The organism is Thermosynechococcus sp. QKsg1, from assembly GCF_031586415.1.
Taxonomy (GTDB): domain Bacteria; phylum Cyanobacteriota; class Cyanobacteriia; order Thermosynechococcales; family Thermosynechococcaceae; genus Thermosynechococcus.
The window spans coordinates 1247417-1271461 of record NZ_CP134200.1; the positions used below are offsets into that span (position 1 = coordinate 1247417).

Below are 24045 nucleotides of genomic sequence, written 5' to 3' on the forward strand. Positions count from 1 at the left end.
AGAATGTGTAGGATGAGCGTGAGCGAGCAGGAATTTCAGGCCAAGGTACTCAGCGAGTTGCAGGCGCTGCGTGTAGATGTGGAGAAGCTCGGCACCGATGTCGAAAAACTACAAACGGATGTCGAAAAGCTCCAAACTGATGTGCACAAACTGCAAGGGGATGTGAGTGAGTTGGCCACTCAGGTGAAAAATCAAGAGTATAAGTTTGAGGTCTATCAGCGGGGCACCGATGCCATGGTGCGGATGGCAACAACGATTATTATTGCGGCGGCATCCGTTGTTGTTCTGGCGAGTCTTTCCCCGGCGATTACAGCACTTGTGAGCGCGATCGCCCACCAAGGGAATTAACTACAACGATGACCCTAGGGCTAGTTCCACGATTCGTTAAAATCTTATTATTTATTGGCTTGATGCTCTTGAGTACCAGTTTGGCGGTGATTTTTCCCCTGCACACGGTAGAAGGACTCGGTAGTGGTGTAACCAAAACCGTTTTAGACAATGGCCTCACGGTGCTGATCAAAGAGATTTCCACAGCACCCGTCGTGAGTTTACAGGTGTGGTATCGCGTTGGTTCTCGCCATGAACCCAAGGGAGAAAATGGGATTGCCCACCAACTGGAGCATTTGATGTTTAAGGGCACCAAGAGCCGTCCCGTCCAGTTTGGTCAGTTGTTTTATGCCCTTGGCAGTGCTTCCAATGCCTTTACCAGCTACGACATGACTGCCTACCACCATACGGTGCGCGCTGACCAACTAGAACCACTGCTGATCCTCGAAACCGATCGCCTGCGCAATATCCTGATGACCCCCGAGGCCCTTGAGAGTGAAAAACGGGTGGTGATCTCGGAGCTGCAAGGCTATGAAAATAGTCCTGAATATCGCCTCAGTCGAGCCGTGATGGCCGCCCTCTATCCCCATCATCCCTACGGCTTGCCAGTGGGGGGAACGGCCAGTGATGTGGAGCAGTTTACGCTGCCAGCGGTGAAGAGTTTTTATCACCAGTACTATCGCCCCGATAATGCCGTTGTGGTGATTGCTGGCGATGTTCGTCCCCCAAGGGCACTGGAACTGGTCAAGAAAACCTTTGGGCAGATTCCTCGGCCAACCGACCCTCTAAAGTCTCCTTCATTACCGCCGCCAACGGCAGGTCAAGCCCAGCGAATTCGCCTCACAGAACCGGGGAGTGCGCCGCTATTACAGATTTTGGTACCCATTCCAGCGATGACCCATCCAGATCAGGCGGCCTTGGATGTGCTGGATATGCTCCTCAGTGGCGGACGCAGTTCGTACTTGTATCAGGAATTGATGGAAACGGGTCAAGCCAGTTCGGCCTACTCCTATGTGGCCGCGTTACAGGCGGGGGGCTGGTTTGAAATTGGCGCGATCGCGGCTCCGGAGCAATCCCTTGAGACGATTGAGCAGACCATTGGCCAGATTCTCCACCAGCTGGCAGAGCATCCCTTGAGTGCCGCTGAACTGCAACGGGCTAAGCAACAGCTCAAGGCCAATTTTATCCTGCGCAATCGTGACATTGATGCCCAAGCCAGTCAATTGGCTAATGATGAAACCCTGACGGGAGATTATCGCTTTAGCGATCGCCACCTTGCGGCCATTGAAAAAGTCACGGCTGCGGATGTTCAACGAGTGGTGCAGACCTACTTTGGGCGCGATCGCTGGATTGTGGGGGAATTTATTCCCAGTGAATTTGCCGATGTTGAGCTTTCAGGTCGGCCGGGTGCCCAAACCACCGCCCATAATCTTGTCGGTGAGCCAGTGGATCCGCAAACCATTGCCGCCTATTTACCCCAAGGGAGTGGGCAGGCTGCCCCTGAGGTCAAAAATAATGGGGTGGAAACCTTTACCCTGAAAAATGGCCTGCGGGTGCTCTTACTCGTGGATCGCAGTACACCAACCATTACGCTGGCGGGGCGCATTGACGCAGGAACAGCCTACGATCTATTGACACAACCGGGGGTGGCCCACCTCACTGCTGCCAATCTCCTCAATGGCACGCGGCGCAAAAATGCCCTGACGCTGGCACAAACCCTTGAGGATCGTGGCATTAGCCTAGAATTCAGTGCCTTCCGCGATGGAGTGGATATTGAGGGCTATGCCTTGGCCAGTGAACTGCCCACGCTGTTGCAAACCCTTGGTGAAGTCCTTCAAGAAGCCACCTTCCCAGAACCGGAGTTTAAGCTCAGCCAACAACGCTATCTCACGGCTCTGAGCCTTGAGGCGGATGATCCTGTGCGCTGGGGGCGCCGCGTCCTGCAAGAAACCCTCTATCCCGCCAATCATCCCCTGCATCCCTTTGCCACTCCTGAATCTGTACAGGCGATTCAACGCCCAGACCTGTTGAACTTTTATCGGGCGGCCTATACCCCCGATCACACGATTTTGACCCTCGTGGGAGATTTTGACCCAGTGGAGGTGCGATCGCGCCTCAATGAAATTTTTGGCTCGTGGCAACCCCAAACGGATCCCCTGTCCCTAACCTTTCCTGCGGTTTCACCGCCCGAGCAAACCCTCTTTAAGAATGCGGTGATTGCCGGTAAGAGCCAAGCGATTACCTATCTGGGGGCGCCGGGGATCGATCGCCGCGATTCTCGCTTCTACGCAGCGATACTGATGAATCACATCCTAGGGGGAGACACGCTGGCCAGTCGCTTGGGCACAGAGATTCGCGATCGCCAAGGCTTGACCTACGGCATCTATAGCTTCTTTAGTGCCAGTCGTCAGGCAGGGCCTTTTATCATCCAACTGCAAACGGCTCCCGAAGATACCGCCAAGGCCATTCAGGCCACGCTGCAACTCCTGCGGGAGGCGCGCCGCCAAGGATTCACTGCTGCCGAACTCGATGCGGCCAAGCGCAGCCTCAGCAATACCTACATTGTGGAATTAGCCAATGTCGATGTGGTGGCACAGACGCTGTTGGGAAATGCCAGTGTGGGCTTACCGCCGGCGGAATTACAACAGTTTAGCGATCGCTTGCAAGCGGTGACTCTAGAGCAAGTGAATCAAGCTCTACGCGATCTCCTTGATCCAGAGCGATTGGTGATTGTGACGGCGGGTCCCCCTGTTGCCTTTAACCTTTGATGCCATGGCCAGCTTAACGCTCCAACTCTATCAACTAGAACAGTGGGCAAACCAATGGGTGAGTGGTCAACTGAGCAGTCTCAGCGTCATGAGTGTGGGGATTATCTTTTTGGCGGGACTGCTCACAAGTCTGACTCCCTGCACCCTTTCGATGCTGCCAATTACTGTCGGGTACATCGCCGGCTACGCCACAAAGCAAAATAGCTCCGTCTTGCGCCAGTCTCTTTGGTTTGCCCTTGGCCTCGCAACCACCTTAACCCTGTTGGGGATGATTGCTGCGGTTGCTGGTCGCATCTACGGTCAGGTGGGCTGGGGGTTAACGATCGTGGTGAGCTTGGTGGCGATCGCCATGGGCTTAAACTTGCTCAATGCCTTGCCCCTGAGCTTTCCCCGCAGTCGCTTCCTAGAGGAACTGCCGGATCGGGTTCCTGCGGGATTGCAAGCCTATACCCTAGGGGCAACATTTGGCCTTGTGGCAGCACCCTGTAGTACGCCGGTCTTGGCAACGCTGCTGGCATGGGTGGCCACAACCCAAAAGCTAGTGGTGGGGGCTGGCCTGCTGTTGGCGTATACAACAGGGTATGTCGCGCCGCTGATTTTAGTCGGAGTATTTAGCGGTGCCTTGCAAAAGCTCTTGGCACTGCGGCAGTGGTCGAGTTGGATTACCCCTGTGAGCGGTGTGCTCCTCATTGCTTTTGGCGTCATTGCTTTAGCCATTCGTCTTTAGTGCTCAAGTCAAAGGGGCAGTGGTTAGCCGATGGCGGCAGCCATGCAAGCACCTCTGGACAAAAATATCCTCTCAGCTTGGCAATTTTCTCAAACCCAGTCTCCACAACGCTTTGAGCAATTTCTAACAGATTTGGAGGTGCTTGAATTTTCCCGAAATTCAGTTCCAGAGTGACTTTCACATCCTGTGACCCTGCGGATCTAAAAATTTTACAAAAACAAAAAAATGATCCTCTCTAGGTGCTTGAAAATGACCTGTGCTATAGTAGTCGTAGAGCACCTTCTAGGAAGGCGCAGTGCTGGGATTCTTTCCCAGCCGAACAAATGGAAACTTTAATTTAGATTTATTAAAAAATAATGCGCGTATGTGCTGGGATTCTTTCCCAGCCGAACAAATGGAAACGGTAAAAGAAATAGCGGCAGATAAATCACAGTTAATGTGCTGGGATTATTTCCCAGCCGAACAAATGGAAACTACTGTTATTATACAAATCATTAATTTGTTGAATTGTGCTGGGATTCTTTCCCAGCCGAACAAATGGAAACTAGAGGAGTTTTTAGAGAATAGGCCTGTGACAAGGTGCTGGGATTCTTTCCCAGCCGAACAAATGGAAACTAATTTTTTGGAAGTTGCCTTGGGCAGCAATAGGCGGGTGCTGGGATTCTTTCCCAGCCGAACAAATGGAAACTCTTTTGACGATTCAATCCTTAAAACTGTTTCCTGTGTGCTGGGATTCTTTCCCAGCCGAACAAATGGAAACAATCTTTATTTGCACGGGATTTTGGGTTCACTGCGTGCTGGGATTCTTTCCCAGCCGAACAAATGGAAACATTTCTTTAAGAATTAAAGGATCATCAATTGATCCGTGCTGGGATTCTTTCCCAGCCGAACAAATGGAAACCCTTTAACAGGGTTTGCAAGTAATTCAGCTAACCGTGCTGGGATTCTTTCCCAGCCGAACAAATGGAAACATGTAATAACGTGTATCTAAGTTAGAGTTAGCTAGAAGTGCTGGGATTCTTTCCCAGCCGAACAAATGGAAACATTCACTGTTTGGTTTTTGGGCGCCAAATAATAGAAGTGCTGGGATTCTTTCCCAGCCGAACAAATGGAAACATTTTGGGGAATTTTAGCTCCCCGAAAACTAAGAAGTGCTGGGATTCTTTCCCAGCCGAACAAATGGAAACTCTGAGATTGAGCGGGATTTGAAGGCGGCACGGGGTGCTGGGATTCTTTCCCAGCCGAACAAATGGAAACTCCTATTTCAAACAAATGACTAGTGAGCTTCAAATGTGCTGGGATTCTTTCCCAGCCGAACAAATGGAAACTTTTCGCTCAAGTAAATCAGTTCATGCCATGTCGGGTGCTGGGATTCTTTCCCAGCCGAACAAATGGAAACCTCTCGAGAAAAACATCAATCAATGGAAACTAATGTGCTGGGATTCTTTCCCAGCCGAACAAATGGAAACGTTAAATCCTTGGGTACTGTCCAACAGGTTTTATGGTGCTGGGATTCTTTCCCAGCCGAACAAATGGAAACTCTCATGGCTGTAGTAATGCTCTGCTACAGGTTAGTGCTGGGATTCTTTCCCAGCCGAACAAATGGAAACAAGAAGAACTGGAAAGGCTTCAATCAAAGTTTGATGTGCTGGGATTCTTTCCCAGCCGAACAAATGGAAACGGTCATTAACGATAAGGCACGCCTAGCGCGCGCTAAGGTGCTGGGATTCTTTCCCAGCCGAACAAATGGAAACGAGCCGCATACAATTAGTAAAAGCACTTATTTGGCGTGCTGGGATTCTTTCCCAGCCGAACAAATGGAAACGGGTAAAGTAGAACAAGGGTATGATGATCCTGAGTTGTGCTGGGATTCTTTCCCAGCCGAACAAATGGAAACGGAGCGTATTTAACAAAGTTTCACGCTCTAGGCAAAGTGCTGGGATTCTTTCCCAGCCGAACAAATGGAAACATATCCTTCAGTAACGACAATTATCGGTTCTGTTGTGCTGGGATTCTTTCCCAGCCGAACAAATGGAAACGCTAGTCGAGCATGCTGCTTAATGATTTCTTTGAGTGCTGGGATTCTTTCCCAGCCGAACAAATGGAAACCTGCTGGGCTGTCAGGCTGATCCTGCTGATGATGTGCTGGGATTCTTTCCCAGCCGAACAAATGGAAACACAGTTAAGGGTAAAAATAGATAGAACATGGCTTAGATGTGCTGGGATTCTTTCCCAGCCGAACAAATGGAAACAAGACGTTTTTTGTAGCCCTTTCTATGCTGAAAGTGCTGGGATTCTTTCCCAGCCGAACTAGTGGAAATGGAAACAGGAAAATGACAAATTGTTGGTTTGAAACACGCAAAGAGTGTCCAGCATGTGGTTCTGCGGCATTCCAAATAATTTATGAGGCTGAATATGATAGACCACCGATTAAGGATTACCTCAACGATTTTTATTCAGGAAGAGTTGAGTTTGATTATTTAGAAGGAGCAGTTTATATTCTATGTGAATGTGACGTCTGCGGAATGATTTTTCAAAGAGATATCCCCAACAAAACTCTAATGGAAAGGCTGTATGACCATTGGATAAATTCAAAGGAATCTTTTAAAGAGCATCAAGAGAGCACTGGTCTTGATTACTATTCTTGCTATGTAAAAGAAATCATGCAGATTATTTCGTATTTTAATGAAAAGCCTTTTCGATTGAACTTTCTTGATTTTGGTATGGGCTGGGGTAACTGGGCGCTGATGGCTAAAGCTTTTGGATGTGAGGTATACGGAGTAGAATTGTCAAAAGAGTGTATAGCACATGCTCAGTCAAATGGCATAAAGGTAATTAGCTGGGATGAAATTCATCAGTATCGGTTTGACTTTATTAATACTGAGCAGGTATTTGAACACATATCAGAGCCTCTGAATACCTTAAAGTATTTGAGGATGGCTTTAAAACCAAATGGCATGATCAAGGTAAGTGTGCCCACTGCCAACGACATAGATCGCCGATTGAAGATCATGGACTGGACATCACCAAAGGGTTCTCCTAATTCCCTCAACCCTGTAGCCCCGTTAGAACATATCAACTTCTTTCGGAGATCATCTCTTATTAAGATGGCAGAAGTAGCACAAATGGAAGAAGTTTATATTCCAATACTTAAGCAATATCAATATACAACTGGCTGGTCAGGGATAAGAAATATTGCAAAGAATATTATTTTGCCAATATACCGCAATGTTTTAAAGAAACAGAATTATATTTTTCTTCGCAATGTTGGTCATAAGAGCTAATGCATCTTGTCTAGGAAACCCTCAATCTAGCTCGGAGAAACACCGAAAGGCCGGATTAAGACAATGGGTGTTTGCTCATCGGCATTACCGGCGGGGTTTTTCTTCAGAGCAGTCGTGAGGAAGTGAGGGGAGACTCCCTGACTCGCTGCAAGCACCTTGACTGCCCCTAGGTCGTTAACATCCACAATGGCGATGCCCAAACCCGTTTTTGCTGCCAGATCCTCCACGACGGCTTGGGGGTTAACAGGTCCCATGACAATAAATTGATCGTAGGGGGGCAGGGTACCTGTCACATCGTCAATGAGGCGAGCTTGTTCGCCGGCCAATTGATAAAATCCGCCCTTGTGACCAAAGACTTTGGCGATCGCCCCCCCCACAAAGGCCAACAGCACCCGTAGCGCTCCCACTTCCTCGACCAAGGCTTGCATGCCACAGGCCGTTGCCAAACTGGAAGTCGGCAAGAAGAACTGGCACACCCGCGTTGCTACCCAGCCGGGGCGCAGTTGGGCAGGATCTTTGAGGCGGCCTTGAATAATGGCAATGGGGGTTTCACCAATTGCGACAATATCACCTGCTTGGGCATGGGGCATGACGTAGCGATTGAGTACCTCTAGGGGAATATCCAACGGCGTCAGTAAATGGGTGCGAATGGGGAGTACCTGACATCCCTCCGCCTGTCGCCACACACCTGTATTTCCCGTGGCCGGAAACTTGAGGGGGATAAATTCATGATGGGTTTTCAGGAAGCGACCATGGGGGCCATAGGCAATGTAGTGAATCTTGACCCAAGCAGCCTTGACCTCGCTCACGCCAATTCCCTGCAAATCCACACAAATCTCGACATTCGTTTGCTTGGTGGACTTGACGATATAGGCAAACCAATAGCCATCGGCACGGGGGGGAAACTCTGGCTCCGGGTGGCGGGGGATGACCTGCACATCCGTCTGAATCATATCGACACGGCCATCGGACAATAGCACCACCTCTGCCCGTAAGTCTGGCACCATCACCTCAAGGCCACGGTGGGGGTTGCTCAGTCCCAATAGCCCGACAAAACGGTAGTGGGTTGGCTCATAGATTTCCAGATTCCAAGTGGCACGGATCACTTCAAGGGGATGGGCTGGCCGCTGGCGATACCGCCCTTCCAAACCGATCGCCACCAAAAGGGCTAGGAATCCTAGGGCGGCTGCCCCTATGCCGATAACTGTTGCAATCATCACGTGTCCTGTACCACTGCATTTCCCGTATTCGCTAGATTACAGTCAGTTAGGCATTTTTGGAGTGACTGGATTTTGGAGTGGCAAGAGGTTCGCGGCAGTTGGCTGTGTCTTCCCCAGCGTCCCTTGGGGTGGATTCACTTTCTGGGGGGAGCTTTTGTGGCAGCGGCACCGCAATTGACCTATCGGCGCTTGTTGGAGCACCTAGCGGAGGCGGGCTATGGCATTATTGCCACGCCCTTTGTGAACACCTTTGATCATGGGGCGATCGCCCTCGATGTGCTGAATAAACTCGACTATGCCCTTGATTGGTTGATCTATCGCCGCGGCTACCCAGCGGCATTGCCCATCTATGGTTTGGGACACAGTATGGGCTGCAAGCTCCACCTGCTGATCAATAGCCTCTACGATGGCGATCGCGCTGGGAATATATTCATGGCCTTCAACAACTACCCCGCCAGTCAATCCATTCCTTGGATGGAAAACCTTGCCCCCGTGGGTGTCGAATTCAGTCCCAGCCCGACAGAAACCGAAAAACTGATTCAAGAGCGCTATCCTGTGCGCCGTAATCTCTTGATCCGTTTCCAAGAGGACGATATTGACCAAACAGCCCGCCTGCGCAGTCTCCTCAGAGCCAAATTTGGCGATATGGTCACTGCCTTGAAGCTACCGGGGAATCACCTCACCCCCCTCAGCCAAGGACTCAAGTGGCAAGTCGGCGCAGAATTTTCTCCCCTAGATGCCGTCGGCCAGTGGATCAAGCAAAGTCTCTTTCCCGAAATGCAGATTCTGGAGGAGTGTCTGTTGGAGTGGCTCAATCCCCTAGGCACTGCCCGCCGTTCCCGCCCGTAGCGTGGCACAATCACATAAGGAACCCTTGATGAAAAAAGGACTTTGCCCGTGACTGTTGCCCCCTCTGCTGCCCTCAGTGCCGCTGCTCGCCCCGATCCCCGTGGTCGCTTTGGTCGCTTTGGTGGCAAGTATGTTCCCGAAACGCTGATGCCCGCCCTCAGTGAACTCGAGGCGGCCTTTGCCCACTATCGCCAAGACCCTGAATTCCAAGCAGAATTTCAGCAACTGCTGCGGGACTACGTTGGTCGTCCCAGTCCCCTCTACTTTGCCGAACGCCTCAGTGCCCACTATGCCCATGATCAAGCCCAACCCCAGATCTATCTAAAACGGGAAGACCTCAACCATACGGGTGCCCACAAAATCAACAACGCCCTCGGGCAAGTCCTCCTTGCCAAACGCATGGGCAAACAGCGCATTATTGCCGAAACAGGTGCCGGTCAGCATGGGGTAGCTACAGCAACAGTGTGTGCCCGCTTTGGCCTCCAATGTGTGATTTACATGGGGGTACAGGATATGGAGCGGCAGCGGTTAAATGTGCTGCGGATGCGCCTATTGGGAGCAGAAGTGACCCCCGTCAGTGCAGGCACAGGCACCCTAAAAGATGCCACCTCCGAAGCGATTCGCGATTGGGTAACCAATGTTGAAACCACCCATTACATCTTGGGTTCAGTGGCGGGGCCCCATCCCTACCCAATGCTAGTGCGGGAATTCCATGCCGTCATTGGGGCAGAAACGCGGCGGCAGTGCCTTGAGAAATGGGGCGGGCTGCCCGATATTCTGCTCGCCTGTGTTGGCGGCGGCTCCAATGCCATGGGACTCTTCCATGAATTTGTCGAGGAACCTCAAGTGCGCTTAATTGGTGTTGAAGCTGCGGGTCAAGGGGTGGACACGGGTCACCATGCTGCCACCCTGACCAAAGGGGAAGTGGGGGTACTCCACGGTGCCATGAGCTATCTCTTGCAGGATGCCGATGGTCAGGTGGTTGAGGCCCACTCCATCAGTGCCGGTTTAGACTATCCGGGCGTCGGGCCAGAGCACAGCTACCTCAAGGACATTGGCCGTGCCGAATACTACAGTGTCACCGATGCTGAGGCCGTGGCTGCCTGTGTGCGTCTTACCCAGTTGGAAGGCATTCTCCCTGCCCTCGAAACCGCCCATGCCTTGGCCTATCTGGAAACGCTATGCCCGCAATTAACGGGGCAGCCGCGCATTGTCATTAACTGTTCAGGACGCGGCGACAAGGACGTGGAAACGATTGGCCGCTATTTTGAGGCACAGCAAGCCCCCTGAGTTAGAACTCCGCATTCCCCGGTGTACGAGGAAAGGGAATGACATCACGGATATTATCCATCCCCGTCATAAACTGCACCAGCCGCTCAAATCCTAAACCAAAGCCGGCATGGGGGACGCTGCCATAACGGCGCAAATCCAAGTACCACCAGTAGGGGGCAGGGTCTAGCCCACGGCGGACAATCTGCTCCTGTAACACCTCAAAGCGCTCTTCCCGCTGGGAGCCACCAATGATCTCGCCAATTTTCGGGGCAAGGACATCCATGGCAGCCACCGTTTTGCCATCGTCATTGAGGCGCATATAGAAGGCTTTAATATTGGCGGGATAATCATAAACAATCACGGGGCGCTGGCAGTATTCCTCAGCAAGGTAGCGCTCATGCTCCGATTGCAGGTCTAGTCCCCAAGCCACGGGAAATTCAAAGGCGCGACCACTTTTTTCCAGCACTTGGATGGCTTCTGTGTAGCTGAGGCGGGCAAAGGGTTGAGTTGCCATCTGTTCGGCGGTGGCCATGACGCTATTATCAATCCGCTCCTGAAAGAAGGCCATATCCTCTGGGCAGTGGTCAAGGACATAGCGAAAGACAAACTGCAAAAAGGCCTCCGCCAGTTCCATATCTCCCATCAGGTCACAGAAGGCCATCTCTGGCTCCACCATCCAAAACTCGGCTAGATGCCGCGAGGTGTTAGAGTTTTCAGCGCGGAAGGTGGGGCCAAAGGTATAGACATTGGTAAATGCCGTGGCCATAATTTCTGCCTCCAGTTGGCCACTCACCGTCAGGTAGGCACGGCGGCCAAAAAAGTCCTGACTGAAGTCAATATTCCCCTCTGGGGTTTTGGGTGGCTGCGCTAAATCCAGGGTGGTGACGGTAAAGAGTTCCCCAGCCCCTTCACAGTCGCTGGCGGTAATGATCGGGGTGTGTACCCACAGGAATCCCCGCTCTTGGAAAAATTGGTGAATGGCAGTGGCACAGGCATTGCGCACTCGCATCACTGCGCCTAGGGTATTGGTTCGCGGCCGGAGATGACTAATGGTGCGTAGAAATTCAAAGCTGTGGCGTTTTTTTTGCAGGGGATAGGTTTCTGGATCGGCACTGCCCCAAAGGTGAATCTGCTGGGCATGGAGTTCAATGGCTTGGTTTTTGCCGGGAGAACGCACCAGTTCGCCACTGAATTCTGCGGCAGCTCCTGTGGTCAGGTCTTTAATGGCTGGCGTTGCTGCTGCCACGGTGTTGGGAATGACCACCTGCAATCCGGCTAGGATTGAGCCATCGTTGACGTTGACAAACGTACATTCCTTGAGTTCGCGTTTGGTGCGCACCCAGCCCTTGACGGTGACGCGATCGCCCACTTGACCTTGATGAAGAATATCCTTAATCCGCTGCTGCATGGGTCTTGTTCCTATAACTGCACAATGGTTACTCCCCGTCCTCCCTCTTCAGGAGGCGCAAGGTGATAGCTTTGAACGCTGGGGTGCTGCTCTAAAAATTGATGCACAAACTGGCGGAGGGCACCACTGCCGTGGCCGTGGATAATCCAAACCGTTCCCTGCTGGCGGTTGAGAAATTCCTCTAGGAGAGGTTCCGCCTCATGGGTGCGCTTGCCCCGCAGATCGAGGGTACGGCTCTCTGTGCGAATGGCGGGTGCTGGGGTTGGGGTGCGAGAAGGGGGTGGGAGGGGAGCTTGAGCTGGGTCGGCCTTGGGTTTAGATGGTGTGCGTACCGGTTCGCCCTTGAGGGACTCTACGGCGTGGGGCGGCACAGTAAATTTCACGGAACCCACTTGGACGACAATATCCCCCTGCTGGCTGACACTGAGGACTTCGCCCACCTGTTGCCATTGGGGCAAACGCACGCGATCGCCGGGCTGCGGTATAAATTCGGCAGGCGGCGGCGGGGGGAGATAGGTTTTTTCAATCTGAGCTAGGGCCGTTTGGGCAGCTTGTACCTGTTCGGGACTGTTGGCGCGTTGCAGTTGAGCAATTACTTTGGCAATTTCCTGCTGAGCCTGATGGAGGGCGCTGCGTACCTGCTCCTCCTGTTGTTGGCGCAGTTGCTGCTGTCGTTGTCGCAGTTCTTGAGCCTTGGTGGCAATTTCTTGGTAGAGGGCTTCTGTATCCCGCAGCAGCGCCGCTGCCGCTGTGGTTTTGGCCTCTTGGGCTTGGCGTTGTGCCACCAGCCCCATAATCATTTCATTGATGCGGTTGCTGTCGCTACTGAGAAAGGCTTTGGCATCCTCAATAATGCTGGGATATAGCCCCAACCGCTGGGCGATCGCTAGGGCGTTAGACTGTCCCGGTATGCCCCACAGCAGCCGATAGGTCGGGGCAAGGGTGGTCTCATCAAACTCAACGGCGGCATTTTCAAAGCGGCTGTCCTGATACTTGAGGGCTTTGAGTTCGCCATAGTGGGTGGTGGCAAAGGTGAGACTGGCGTGCTCTGCCAGATAGCGCAACAGGGCGATCGCTAGGGCTGTGCCCTCACTGGGATCGGTGCCGGCCCCCACTTCATCGAGGAGCACCAACGTATTGCCCCCTGTCATCTCGAGCTCTGTGAGAATATCGCGGATATTGCAGATATGACTGGAAAAGGTGGACAGGTTTTGGGTCAGGGACTGCTCATCCCCAATGTCTGCCCAAATCCCTGTAAACCAGGGCAACTCTACGGGCGCTGCCGCTGGCACATACAACCCTGCTTTTGCCATCAGTGCTGCCAAGCCCAAGGCCTTCAAGGTTGCTGTTTTGCCGCCAGTGTTGGGGCCAGTGATTGTCACCACCTTGGTGGGGGGGTGCAATTCAATGTCAATGGGAACCACGGTCTGTCCTTGCTCATGGTGCTCCTGCCACACCAACAGGGGATGGCGCAAGGCCTTCAGGTGCAGTCGCGTGTCACTGACAAACTGGGGTGGGTTGCCCTGCAACCAGAGACTATAGTGGGCACGGGCCACCGCCATATCGAGGGTGGTCAGCACATCGAGCAGATACCACAAATCATCACTAATCGTGGCCAACTGATCCGAGAGGGCTTGGCAAATGGCGCGTTCGGCCTCAGCCTCCTGATGGGTAAGTTGTTGCAGGCGGTTTTGCAGGTCAATGGTTTCCCGTGGCTCAATGTAGAGCGTGGCACCACTGGCGGAGAGATCGTGGACAATCCCCGGCATCTGGTCTTTGTGGGTGGCTTTGACTGCCAACACATAGCGATCGCGCCGTTGGGTGACCACTGCCTCTTGAATAGCACTGGCTCGCTGCTGCAGAATCTGCTGCAGTTGCTGCTGGATCTGGGTACGGCACTGCCGTTGCTGCTGGCGAATCTCAGCCAATTCTGGACTGGCGCGATCGCTCACTTGCCCCTGATCGGTAATACAGCGGTAAATCTCCTGAGTCACCTCAGGATAGGTACGGACACCGGCCACTAGTTGTTGGAGTTCATTGAGTTGCGCGTGTTCCTCAATTTGACGCCGCTGTTGCCGCGCCGCACTCAACAGGTGGGCGATCGCCAGTAGCTCCATTCCCTGCAAACAGCCCCCATGATCCAACCGGCGAAGGGCAGGTTCAATATCCGTGACTTGGCTAAAATCTAAGCGCACTTGGTGCACCGTTTCTAGGGTAATCACCTCAGTGGTTTGAGCCAACAGCACTTGACTGGCTGCTTGGGTGCCCCCTAGAATCTCTCCCCCCTGCAGCTGGCGCATCCCCCGTTTGGTAGCAGCAAACGTTGCCAACTGATAACAGAGACGCGGCCACTCCAGCCGCCCTAGGGATTTGTCTAGTGCACTAACTTGTGATGTGAGAACAACCAATGTTCGCTATCTGCTGAAAACACTACTTTCACTGACTGTAGCACTGCTCACCAATCCGTGCAGCGGTTCTAGAGGACCATCCCCGACGACATCTCCGCATCCACGGCATCCTGCAGTTTCAGCAGGGTACTGGTGAGGGCTTCAGGATTGAAGTAGGTCCATTCGATGGCTTGGGCGATCGTTTGCAATCGCTCGGTAATACTCGTGAGATCTCCAAACAGATTTTCGCGCGGCAAGCCCGCAAAGAGTGCCATCGCGCCTTGGTTGACCGCCCACTTGCACTCCGATTCATGGACACGGGTGCGCAGGCCACTGAGGAGAATGACATTCATTTCTGGATAGCGCTGGCGATACTGGCGACAAAAATCGTAGGGATTGGTTTTTGGCATTCCCAAATCGAGGAGCAAGAGGCTGACTTTGCAGTTGAGGGACTCCACATGGGCAATGATTTTTTCTAACTCAAAGTGGGATGTTGCCCAAATCGTCGAAATCCCTTGGGAGTTCAATAATTCCCGCCACATTTCCCCTTGGGTACGCGAAGAGTGGGTCATCAAGACCGTGACTTGGCTATTACTCCCATGGGAATGATTGGTGTAGGGGTGAGGACTCGGCGCATCCCGTAGGTCAATGTACTCTAGTTCTGACTCACCAATGGAAATGCGATCGCCGTGTCTGAGGAGATGGGGCGCGTGGATACGGTTATTACCGATAAATGTCCCGTTCATGCTCTTGAGGTCAGTCAGCCGATAGCGATGATCCGCCTGCCGCTCAATACAAAGATGGTGCCGCGAACACCAGCGATCGGGTAGGACAATATCACAATCTTTACTTCGACCAATTTGCCAAACGGGTAACTGATCCAACACAATTGAACGTTGCATGTAAATGGAGTGCAATAACAACCGGGGTGTGGGTGCCGCTAGAATCAGCTCACTGGGACGCATGAACCCCCACTGCTGTTCACCAGAACGGCTGGGTGCTTGTAGGTGTGGAACGTAGGTATCGGGGCGATTGGCTGAGGCGTCCATAGCAGCAGCTAAAAAACACTCAAATCATCAAACTTATTTTTATGCTGCCTATCCTAGCGTTGATGAGCAGCAAGGGACTACCTCCATCTTAGATGTCAATAGAATGGCAGTAGCACCCTCTAGGTTGCTAAAACGTACTCGTTATGAGTATGATAAATAGACAGGACAGTTCGATAACTGTCAAAGGAGACCACTATGAGTGCAACAACAACGCTGAAAGAGCAAGTGCTGACCACGCTGAAACGGGAACAGGCCAATGCGGTTGTCCTGTATCTGAACTATAAAAAGTACCACTGGCTAACCTATGGCCCCTTGTTTCGGGAGTTGCACCTGCTGTTTGAAGAACAGGGAACAGAAGTCTTTGCCATGATTGATGAACTGGCTGAGCGTAGCTTGATGCTTGATGGCCAGCCAGTGGCAGACCCCGCAGACTATCTCAAAGTGGCAACGGTAACCCCCTCAAGCGGCCAACTCACGGTCAAGCAAATGATTGAGGAGGCGATCGCTAACCATGAGCTGATCATTACCGAGATGCACCAAGATGCAGAAGTGGCCACTGAGGCGGGCGACATTGGTACGGCTGACCTCTACACCCGTTTGGTGCAAACCCACCAAAAACATCGCTGGTTCCTCAAGGAGTTTTTAGCCAAAGGCGATGGCTTGGTCAGTTAGTTGCGAATCGGGCCGTTGTAGTCAATGGTGGTGCGTCCATCGGCAGCCACAGTAACGACAGTTTCGATACTGGGCAGGGATGCGGGCACGCCATTGCTGACTCGATGGCCCAAAATCCGAAACGTGTAGGAGCCGTCGGCATTGCGCACATAGGGAGCTTCACGGACAGGCCCATGCATGGACTGCTCGGCTCGATAGCGACTTAATCCGCCATTGGTTCGTTCTGCAGCTTGGCGGGCATAGTTGCGAGCGCGAACTAACTCGACAATGTTGACAGGCTCAGGATTAGTTGCTTGGGCAATGGCCAAGGGGGCGATCGCTCCCCCAAGGGAAAGACTCAGCATGAGGCTAGCAATCAGCGGCTGGGTCATCAGGCTTCTCCACTCAGCGGTCTTTATCTAAGATAGCCAAGGGGCTTTGCTGACCCCTAGATAACGGTCTTGATGCAACAATTATTTGCTTTCCGTTTGACAAGGCGTGATCCTCGCTTGTAGTAACTGGTGCGCTTGCTCCTCAGAGAGGGGTTCACCAAAGAGAAACCCCTGACCCCGCTGACAGCCCAACGCCTGCAAGCACTGCTTTTGGGAGAGATGTTCAATGCCTTCGGCAACCACTTCTAGTTGCAGGGTTCGGGCGAGGCTAATAATGGCACGAACAATTTCTAAATTTTGGAAATTGGTTTCGATGTCTCGGACAAAGGACTGGTCAATCTTTAGGGTATACAACGGCAGTTGGCTCAGGCGGCTGAGGGAGGAATAGCCAGTGCCAAAGTCATCAATGCCACAGCGAATATCAAGGGCTTGGAGCGCCTCCAATTGCTCTTGGGCAAACCTTGAATCGGGCATGATCACTTCCTCAGTAATCTCCAGAATCACTTGCTGGCCGCGAATCCCATAGAGCGGCAACAGATGCTTGAGCAAAGGAACCATTTGGCCAGAATTAAAGAAAGCACTGGAAATATTGACACTGAGGGTGAAGTCGGCAGCCCGAGAACCCAGTGTCTGTTGCCATTGGTAGAGGTTGAAAATTGCCTTTTGCAGAACCCATTGATCCAGTTTTGTGGCTAGACCCAACCCCAGAGCCAAGGGCAAAAATTCTGCCGGACTGATCCAACCGTTTTCGGGATGCTGCCAGCGAACTAATACTTCAAAACCAACAAGGCTGTCCTGACTGAGGCTGACAATGGGCTGGTAGAAGAGCGCTAGTTGCTCCTGCTCTAGGGCACGGCGAAATTCCTGTTCCCGTTGTAAGCGGGTGTAAACCGCTTGGTGGTGCTCCGATTCAAAGAGTTGCATACCGTTGCACCCTTGCGCCTTGGCAGCATACATGGCAATATCAGCATCCCGCAGCAGTTCACCGGCAGTGCGGTAACGAGAATTAACAATGGCGATGCCAATGCTGACGCTGACACTTACCTCAGTGCCCTTGAGCACATAGGGTTCACTAATGCAACGGCGCAGGCGATCGCCATACTCATAAATCTGCTGGAGACCCTCAATGTGTTCGAGGATGGCAATAAACTCGTCTCCCCCCAATCGGCCAACGATCTCCTGCTGGCGCATACTCGACCGAAGGCGATGGGCAATTTCTAGAAGTAACTCGTCGCCGGCATCATGACCCAAGCTATCATTGATGACCTTAAACCGATCCAAATCCAAAAACAAAACGGCAAAGGGCGGAATGTCACCGCGGTGGTAGGCAGCCAGCAGTTGATCGATTTTTTCTGTGAGGAAGGCGCGATTGGGGAGATTCGTTAAACTATCCTGGCAAGCCAGTTGCCGCAATTTCTCCTCCGCTAGCTTGATGTTGGTGATGTCCAAGCAGGAACCAAGGTAGCCAATGCAAGTGCCGTCTTCGGCATAGCGGGGTGCCGCTTGCTTGAGTACCCAGCGATAGACACCTTGGCCATTGCGCAGGCGGTGCTCAATTTCATAGCTTTGCTGCTGCTCAACGGCAAGACGGATGGCCTGCTCTGTGCGCTCCCGATCCTCAGGATGGACAAGGTCTAACCAGTTCCAGCCAAGGATTTGGTCTAAGGAGGCGCCCAAGACGCGGCAAATGGTTTGGTTGGCAAACTCAATGGTGCCTTTGCTATCTGCCAGCCAGATCATCAAAGGTGAGGCATCGGCCATCTGGCGAAAACGGGTTTCACTTTCCACTAGGGCTAGCATCGCTTTTTTGCGTTGGGTGACATCCACCCCCACCGTGGTGATCAGGTAACTGCCATCCCCTTGAGGTTCAGCGGTGGCATTGAGGGAAATCCACACCTCATGGCCGTCGCGATGTTGAAAGCGATATTCGGTGTGGGCACAGCCTTCTTGGAGTAATTTCTCGCGAAAGGGACGATGATAGGCTTCCCAGTCCTCGGAGGGAACCCGCGATCGCCAAAGATTCGGGTCTTCTTGAAAGTCAAGGGGGCTGTAGCCGAGAATGCGCAGGTGCCCTTGGGAGAGATACTCATAGCACCAAGAGCCATCAGGAAAGAGCCGTATTTCACTGACAAAGGCATCGGCGCGATCCAACAGTTGATTGAGCTTTTCTTGGGCGGCCTGGAGTTCCCCATTGACGTTGTGCAAATCGAGGGTGCGGGCAATCACCTGCGCCTCAAGTTCCGTTTGCTGGGCTGCAAGTTGCTGGGTCAGCTGCCGTTGTCGCGTGACATCCACTGCCGTCAGTAAAATGAACTGTTGGTTGCCGTTGGGCAGTTGCAGGGGCAGGGAAACCATCTGCCAAATACGCTCTTGGTTGGCGCGAGTGCGGATGCACACATCCCCATGCTCAACCCGTGCCTGCGTTATAAGGCAGCGTTGGAATTCTGTGGCCGCCCACTGGCGTTGCGCTGCTTCAGGAAAGGCAATGGCTAACCACCCCTCCCATGTGGGGATTTCCTCTGGGCTGCTGCCGGTTTGCTCTTGCCATGCCCGATTCATCAACCACAGTTGACCATCCGCCGCCACCAACGCCATCGGCAGCGGTGATAAAAGCAGGCTGTTGCGGAACACCTCGTCCATCTCAGTGTAGGCGCGCCAAAATGACTGCCGCTCCTGCTCTACTTGGTTCAGATGCTGAGCCTCCGTAACCAAAAGAGTGACCCAAAAAGCGATGATACTGATGATCTGCACCTCTTGGGCTAAGCGCTCCGAAAGCCATAGGCGATCGTGGTGTACCCATTGAATTACCCAACCAATGAGGAGGGGGCCAAGGATGCTCCAAGGCAACAATCGCCGCAAGAGTAGGCCACCTATCCTTTGTGAACTGAAGTAACGCATCACCCCTAGGGAGGGATGCCATTGCATAAGGCAGAGGTTCAACAGCCCAAGAAGAACGCAGGCGAGGATTTGGCCAAGGGCAGAGGCACTAAGAGACAGCGGCAATTGGTACAGACCGGCCAATACCTCAAGGAACAGCAGACAGGCACTTGTGATTGCCCCTCCTTGACCGAAAATCACTTGCCAACTTCGCTCCCCCCTGACCCCCCACAGGGCCACCCCTAGCCCTATAAAGGCCACAGGCCGTAGCAAACTGGTGTAGGCCGGCAAAGACAGCGCTTGCCATGAAGCAGTGATTTCCTGAGCATTGAAAACTGCTACGGCAATTGCCACCCCCATGAGAACAAGCACTAGGCCACAGAGCTGGGGGAGGCATGCTAATTCTCGATCTCTGCCCCTAGATCCCATGAGGGTGATGGCCAATGCGGTTAACCCAAGGGCGATGGCAGCAAAAACATCAATACCGACCAAGAGAGGCGAGTGGGAAGTGATGGCAGCGAGAACCCACTCTATAAAAACAGCTGTTGCTACCCCTAGACTCAACAGAGCAACCACTCGTAAGAATTGGGGATTGGTCATAGGCAGGGGTAAAACTGGCTAGGGACATCGTACCCCGCAGGGCAGTAGCTTTTTTAGTCTAGCTCCTCAATCTTGGGGTTGAGGCCAAGGGGTATGTAAACTAGTGTTGTAGGACAACTCTTTAGGCGTCCTGCAGGAGGGGGTATGCAAACAACTCACCACTACACTCAGGAGTATATCAATCACCTCACCCCCCAGGAGGTGGCTGCCTTGGCACGACGGCTTGAGGAGGATGATTACGATACACCCTTTGCTGCCCTTGAAGACTGGCATCTGCTGCGGGCCATTGCCTTTCAGCGGCCGGAGTTAGTCGAGCCTTACTTGTACCTTCTGGATTTAGAAGCCTTTGACGAGTCCTAGGGCAGTTCCCCATTTATTAGTGGGGGTGGGGGGTGGCATTGCTGCCTATAAAATCTGTGATGTGATCTCCACGCAAGTAAAGGCGGGGTGGCAAGTGTCTGCCATCCTTTCAGAGACCGCCTCGCAGTTCGTTACGCCGTTGACCCTTTCGACCCTGTGCCGGCAATCGGTACTCACAGATGCGGATTTTTGGCATCCCCAAGCGCCGCGACCGCTACACATTGAACTGGCAGAAAAGGCAACGCTGATGTTGATTGCTCCCCTCACGGCCAATACGTTGGCAAAGCTGGTGCTGGGTTTGGCGGATAACCTACTGACCAGTACGGTGCTGGCCTCCCAAATACCCATCTTGGTGGCACCGGCCATGAACACGACCATGTGGGAGCAACCGACGGTACAGAGCCATTGGCAACAACTGCAACAACAGCCCCGTTATCATTGCTTACCCCCGGCCTATGGCCGCTTGGCCTGTGACAGCGTCGGTGTGGGGCGGATGGCGGAGACGCAGGAAATCATTGCCTATTTGGACTCCTTGGCCTATACCCACGGCCAGCGAGACTTAGCTGGCAAGCATCTGCTGATTACGGCGGGGGGCACCCGTGAATATTGGGATACAGTGCGCTTCATTGGTAATCCGGCAACGGGGAAAATGGGGATCGCTCTGGCAAGGGCAGCCCTGCATCGCGGTGCAAAGGTGACGTTGATTCATGGGGCGATCGCCGAGCCGATCCCAGCCCAGGTACGCGCTATTGAAGCAATCAGTAGCGAAGCAATGTGCAAAGCTGTCCTTGAGGTGTGGCCAGAGGCAGATTGGCTGGTGATGGCTGCCGCCGTTGGCGATGTCCGCCCGGCCCAACAGTGGTCGGGAAAGCTGCCGAAATCGGAGTTGCCTACCGCCTTACCCCTGAGTCCGGTGCCCGATATTTTGCAAGCGGTGGCTCAGATGCGCCAACCCCACCAACGTCTGATTGGTTTTGCTGCCCAAACGGGGGATATTGTAACGCCCGCCCGCGAAAAGCTAGAACGCAAGGGCTTGGATTTGATAGTTGCCAATGCGGTGGATCAAGCCGATGGTGGCTTTGGCAGCAACGAAAACGCAGCGGTGGTGCTGGATCGGCAGGGGCGATCGCGCAACCTTGCCAAGGTACCAAAGTTAATTCTGGCCCACCAAATTTTTGACGTTGCCCAAGAATGGCTCTGATGAGCGATGTCCTGACGGTGGTGCCTCTACCAGCACCAATGCGGCAAGCGATCGCTGCCGCTGAAACCCTCGACTCCCTAGCCACGGTTGTCCAAGAACTGGTGGAAAATGCCCTCGATGCCGGGGCGAGTCGCATTCACCTCCACTGGCGCCCTTCAGCATGGCATCTTGAGGTCACAGACAATGGCGAAGGGATTCGCTGGGCAGATCTCACCCAAGTGGCTCTCCCCTACACCAGCAGCAAGTTGCCCCCCAGCGGGGAATTGGCGGACATCACAACCTTGGGATTTCGCGGTCAAGCCCTCCACAGTTTGGCGCAAATGGCACAGTTAACGATTTGCACTCGCCACCGTGAGGCGGAGACCGGTTGGCAAGTGAGTTATGATGCCCAGGGTCAAGTGCGCAGCCAGCGTCCTCTAGGAATGGCCGTGGGGACTCGCGTCATTGCTGAGCAACTTTTTCAGGACTGGCCGCAACGACAGCAGGGGGTCAATCCCAAACAGGTTCAGCGGCGCCTTCAGGAAATTGCCCTGTGTTTCCCGCAGGTGGCTTGGCATCTCCTTAAGGATGGAAAGCGCTGGCACCACTGGCCGGCGGTGGCGTCTTTGGGCGATCGCCTGCTCCAGCTGCTCCCCAAAATCCACCCTCAGGATCTGCGCCAAATGAGCGATGCCCAAATTGAACTGGTCTTGGCTCTACCAGATTGTCACCATCGCCCCCATCCCGATTGGTTAGGGGTGGCTGTTAATGGTCGTTGGGTGGAACTGCACAGTGATCCCTCGTGGCAGCAGGTGATTCTTGAGGCCTTTGGTCGCGGTCTACCGCGGCAGCGCTTTCCCCTGTGTATTGCCCATCTCCATTTACCCCCGGCGGCGATTGATTGGTCTGCAGCACCCCAAAAGCGCACAATCTATCTGCGGGAGCCAGAGCAATGGCAAGCTCTGTTAGTCGAGCGCATTGGCCAACTGCTGGCCTCCCCAACCGTCCCCACAACGAGCTATCACCTGCTTAAAGCTGCTGAACCCCCTGGCCGCTATCGAACCTTGTTATCCCCCAGTCCATCGCCCCAGTCAGCCCTCAAGGTGGTTGGCCAGTTGCACAATACGTACATTATTGTTGAGCACGCCGAAGGCATCTGGTTGATTGAGCAGCACATTGCCCATGAACGGGTGCTGTACGAGCAAATTGAAACAGATTGGCAGGTGGTGGAGCTAGAGCAGCCGGTGTTGGTGGACTCCCTCACGGAGACGCAAGTGCAACGCCTGCAGGAATGGGGGTTGGCGATCGCTCCCTTTGGGGTACAGGTTTGGGCAGTGCGCAGTGTGCCTGCTCTATTGCGCGATCGCCCCGATGTAGTAGCTGCCCTGATTGAACTCAGCCAAGGGGCGGATCTAACTGCTGCTAAGGTGGCCGTTGCCTGTCGCAGCGCCATTCGTAACGGCACGCCCCTCACCCTTGCAGAAATGCAAACCCTTGTGGATCAGTGGTACCGCTGCCGTCAACCCCACACCTGCCCCCATGGTCGCCCCATCTGTCTGCAACTGCAAGAATCTAGCCTTGCCCGTTTTTTCCGTCGTCACTGGGTGGTGGGCAAAAGTCATGGCCTTTAGATTGGCAATCTTGCAGAGGGGTGAAAGTGTGAAGATCTGCCCCTTGGCGCAGACAATGCCGCAGATGCATCAGCAGCCGTCCTAGGTAGTTCGAGCCTTGGCGATCGCCCCCACAACCCCAATAGCTATCTACTGGGGAATCTTCCACCAATTCTTCATCCCCAGTTGCTAAGAGCAGTTCCCGCAGGTCGGGATGGGTGGTAAATTTGGCCACAAGGGCACGCCACATCACTGGCTGTTTCAGTTGATCCCACTGAGGATGCACGGGGTAACGACCACTGCGACCGAGTTGGGCAGCCGCTTCGGGAGTTGGGGCGATGCGAATGGCATGACCAAAGGCCTCATGGGCAGTGCCAAAGAATTTATGGGCTTGGTAGTAGTGCTCCGCTGTTGGCCAGTAGTAGCCCTCAAGGGTAAAACCGTGGGGAGAGAAATTGGAAAAACTGCCGTAGGCATCCTTGACGCGATAAAAGTAGATGGTCATTGCCAACCGCGTTCCCGCACCCCTTGATCACCTAAGCATTGATGAGGACTGAGATCATCATGCCCCAAATACAGCCCTTTTCGCAGAGACAGAAGCGGGTTAGGGGAGCCAATTCTTGCTAAGATCAGCCTCATGGGTATCTTAAGACCTAATTTTGTTTTGGGGTTTGATATGAAACGTTTTTGGGCGATGGTTTGGGCACTTTTCCTAAGTGTGTCACTACTCCTGACCAGTTGTGCTAATGTGCCCACGGGGCTAACGGGAAATTTCCGTGAAGATACCCTTGCGCTGATCAGTAGCCTGCGCGAAGCGATCGCCCTACCGGATAATGACCCCAACAAGAAGGCCGCTCAAGCAGAGGCTCGCAAAAAACTGAATGACTTCTTTGCCCTCTATCGTCGCGATGCCTCCCTGCGATCGCTCTCTTCCTTTATGACGATGCAAACTGCCCTCAACTCCCTTGCGGGTCACTACAGTTCCTATCCCAATCGTCCCCTCCCGGAGAAGCTGAAAGCCCGCCTCGAACAAGAGTTTAAGCAAGTTGAACTCGCCCTTGATCGCGAAGCCAAGTCCTAGTCC

At 53.3% G+C, this 24045-nt stretch carries 18 protein-coding genes and 1 CRISPR repeat array; of the genes, 11 read left to right on the plus strand and 7 right to left on the minus strand.

Translation table 11 applies throughout. The features are described 5' to 3' along the window. Positions 1-18 precede the first annotated feature (18 nt). The 4 genes from RHP47_RS06310 to RHP47_RS06325 all read left to right on the plus strand — a co-directional run bounded on the left by RHP47_RS06310 (position 19) and on the right by RHP47_RS06325 (position 7106). Positions 19-348: a hypothetical protein gene (locus tag RHP47_RS06310; RefSeq protein ID WP_149819198.1), complete on the plus strand. Its 330-nt coding sequence runs from the start codon at positions 19-21 to the stop codon at positions 346-348. A gap of 62 nt (positions 349-410) precedes the next feature. Beyond that, positions 411-3095: a pitrilysin family protein gene (locus tag RHP47_RS06315; RefSeq protein ID WP_310841331.1), complete on the plus strand. Its 2685-nt coding sequence runs from the start codon at positions 411-413 to the stop codon at positions 3093-3095. Between the two features lie 4 nt (positions 3096-3099). Beyond that, positions 3100-3822 carry a cytochrome c biogenesis protein CcdA gene (locus RHP47_RS06320; RefSeq protein ID WP_149821714.1) on the plus strand — a complete coding sequence of 241 codons (723 nt, stop codon included), beginning with the start codon at positions 3100-3102 and terminating at the stop codon, positions 3820-3822. A 295-nt stretch (positions 3823-4117) separates the two neighbouring features. Beyond that, positions 4118-6143: a CRISPR direct-repeat array (repeat unit 36 nt; unit sequence GTGCTGGGATTCTTTCCCAGCCGAACAAATGGAAAC). Between the two features lie 12 nt (positions 6144-6155). Continuing rightward, a complete protein-coding gene (locus tag RHP47_RS06325; protein ID WP_310841332.1) occupies positions 6156-7106 on the plus strand; it encodes a class I SAM-dependent methyltransferase in 951 nt (316 codons plus the stop codon). Positions 7107-7132: 26 nt separating this feature from the next. On the opposite strand, the gene RHP47_RS06330 is transcribed toward RHP47_RS06325, so the two are convergent. Beyond that, positions 7133-8323, minus strand: coding sequence for a F420-0:Gamma-glutamyl ligase (locus RHP47_RS06330; RefSeq protein ID WP_310841333.1), 1191 nt, complete (start codon positions 8321-8323; stop codon positions 7133-7135). Between the two features lie 75 nt (positions 8324-8398). Between RHP47_RS06330 and RHP47_RS06335 the strand changes: the two genes are divergently transcribed. After that, positions 8399-9175: a DUF1350 family protein gene (locus RHP47_RS06335; RefSeq protein WP_310841335.1), complete on the plus strand. Its 777-nt coding sequence runs from the start codon at positions 8399-8401 to the stop codon at positions 9173-9175. A 48-nt stretch (positions 9176-9223) separates the two neighbouring features. After that, positions 9224-10465 carry a tryptophan synthase subunit beta gene (trpB, locus tag RHP47_RS06340; protein WP_286649972.1) on the plus strand — a complete coding sequence of 414 codons (1242 nt, stop codon included), beginning with the start codon at positions 9224-9226 and terminating at the stop codon, positions 10463-10465. 1 nt (position 10466) lies between these two features. Here the strand turns inward: trpB and asnS are convergent, their stop codons facing one another. The 3 genes from asnS to RHP47_RS06355 all read right to left on the minus strand — a co-directional run bounded on the left by asnS (position 10467) and on the right by RHP47_RS06355 (position 15291). After that, positions 10467-11855, minus strand: a complete 1389-nt coding sequence (gene asnS, locus RHP47_RS06345; protein ID WP_310841339.1) for an asparagine--tRNA ligase — start codon at positions 11853-11855, stop codon at positions 10467-10469. Between the two features lie 11 nt (positions 11856-11866). After that, complete coding sequence (locus RHP47_RS06350; protein ID WP_310841341.1) at positions 11867-14263, minus strand: endonuclease MutS2; 2397 nt, start codon at positions 14261-14263, stop codon at positions 11867-11869. Positions 14264-14331: 68 nt separating this feature from the next. Beyond that, entirely contained in the window at positions 14332-15291 is a 960-nt protein-coding gene (locus RHP47_RS06355; RefSeq protein ID WP_149819215.1) for an FHA domain-containing protein, read from the minus strand. Positions 15292-15486: 195 nt separating this feature from the next. Between RHP47_RS06355 and RHP47_RS06360 the strand changes: the two genes are divergently transcribed. Continuing rightward, a complete protein-coding gene (locus tag RHP47_RS06360; protein WP_149819216.1) occupies positions 15487-15963 on the plus strand; it encodes a Dps family protein in 477 nt (158 codons plus the stop codon). Here RHP47_RS06360 and RHP47_RS06365 read toward each other — a convergent pair. Both RHP47_RS06365 and RHP47_RS06370 read right to left on the minus strand, forming a co-directional pair. Continuing rightward, positions 15960-16334, minus strand: a complete 375-nt coding sequence (locus tag RHP47_RS06365; protein WP_149819218.1) for a hypothetical protein — start codon at positions 16332-16334, stop codon at positions 15960-15962. The genes RHP47_RS06360 and RHP47_RS06365 overlap by 4 nt on opposite strands. A gap of 81 nt (positions 16335-16415) precedes the next feature. Next, entirely contained in the window at positions 16416-19571 is a 3156-nt protein-coding gene (locus RHP47_RS06370; RefSeq protein WP_310841342.1) for an EAL domain-containing protein, read from the minus strand. Positions 19572-19955: 384 nt separating this feature from the next. On the opposite strand from RHP47_RS06370, the gene RHP47_RS06375 reads away from it, so the two are divergent. The 3 genes from RHP47_RS06375 to mutL are packed head-to-tail and all read left to right on the plus strand — an operon-like array spanning position 19956 to position 22982. Further along, the gene (locus tag RHP47_RS06375; RefSeq protein ID WP_149819222.1) at positions 19956-20171 is read left to right on the plus strand and encodes a DUF2555 domain-containing protein; all 216 of its coding nucleotides are present in this window, start codon (positions 19956-19958) and stop codon (positions 20169-20171) included. After that, complete coding sequence (coaBC, locus tag RHP47_RS06380; RefSeq protein ID WP_286649976.1) at positions 20158-21372, plus strand: bifunctional phosphopantothenoylcysteine decarboxylase/phosphopantothenate--cysteine ligase CoaBC; 1215 nt, start codon at positions 20158-20160, stop codon at positions 21370-21372. The genes RHP47_RS06375 and coaBC overlap by 14 nt, the downstream gene beginning before the upstream one ends. Continuing rightward, positions 21372-22982: a DNA mismatch repair endonuclease MutL gene (gene mutL / locus RHP47_RS06385; RefSeq protein ID WP_310841344.1), complete on the plus strand. Its 1611-nt coding sequence runs from the start codon at positions 21372-21374 to the stop codon at positions 22980-22982. Before coaBC ends, mutL begins: the two co-directional genes overlap by 1 nt. On the opposite strand, the gene RHP47_RS06390 is transcribed toward mutL, so the two are convergent. Then, the gene (locus RHP47_RS06390) at positions 22924-23466 is read right to left on the minus strand and encodes an NADAR family protein (protein ID WP_226972031.1); all 543 of its coding nucleotides are present in this window, start codon (positions 23464-23466) and stop codon (positions 22924-22926) included. The two genes, mutL and RHP47_RS06390, sit on opposite strands and share 59 nt — an antisense overlap. A 171-nt stretch (positions 23467-23637) precedes the next feature. Between RHP47_RS06390 and psb27 the strand changes: the two genes are divergently transcribed. Beyond that, on the plus strand, positions 23638-24042 hold the full coding sequence (gene psb27 / locus RHP47_RS06395) for a photosystem II protein Psb27 (protein ID WP_286669075.1): 405 nt from the start codon (positions 23638-23640) through the stop codon (positions 24040-24042). The last annotated feature ends 3 nt before the right edge of the window (positions 24043-24045 follow it).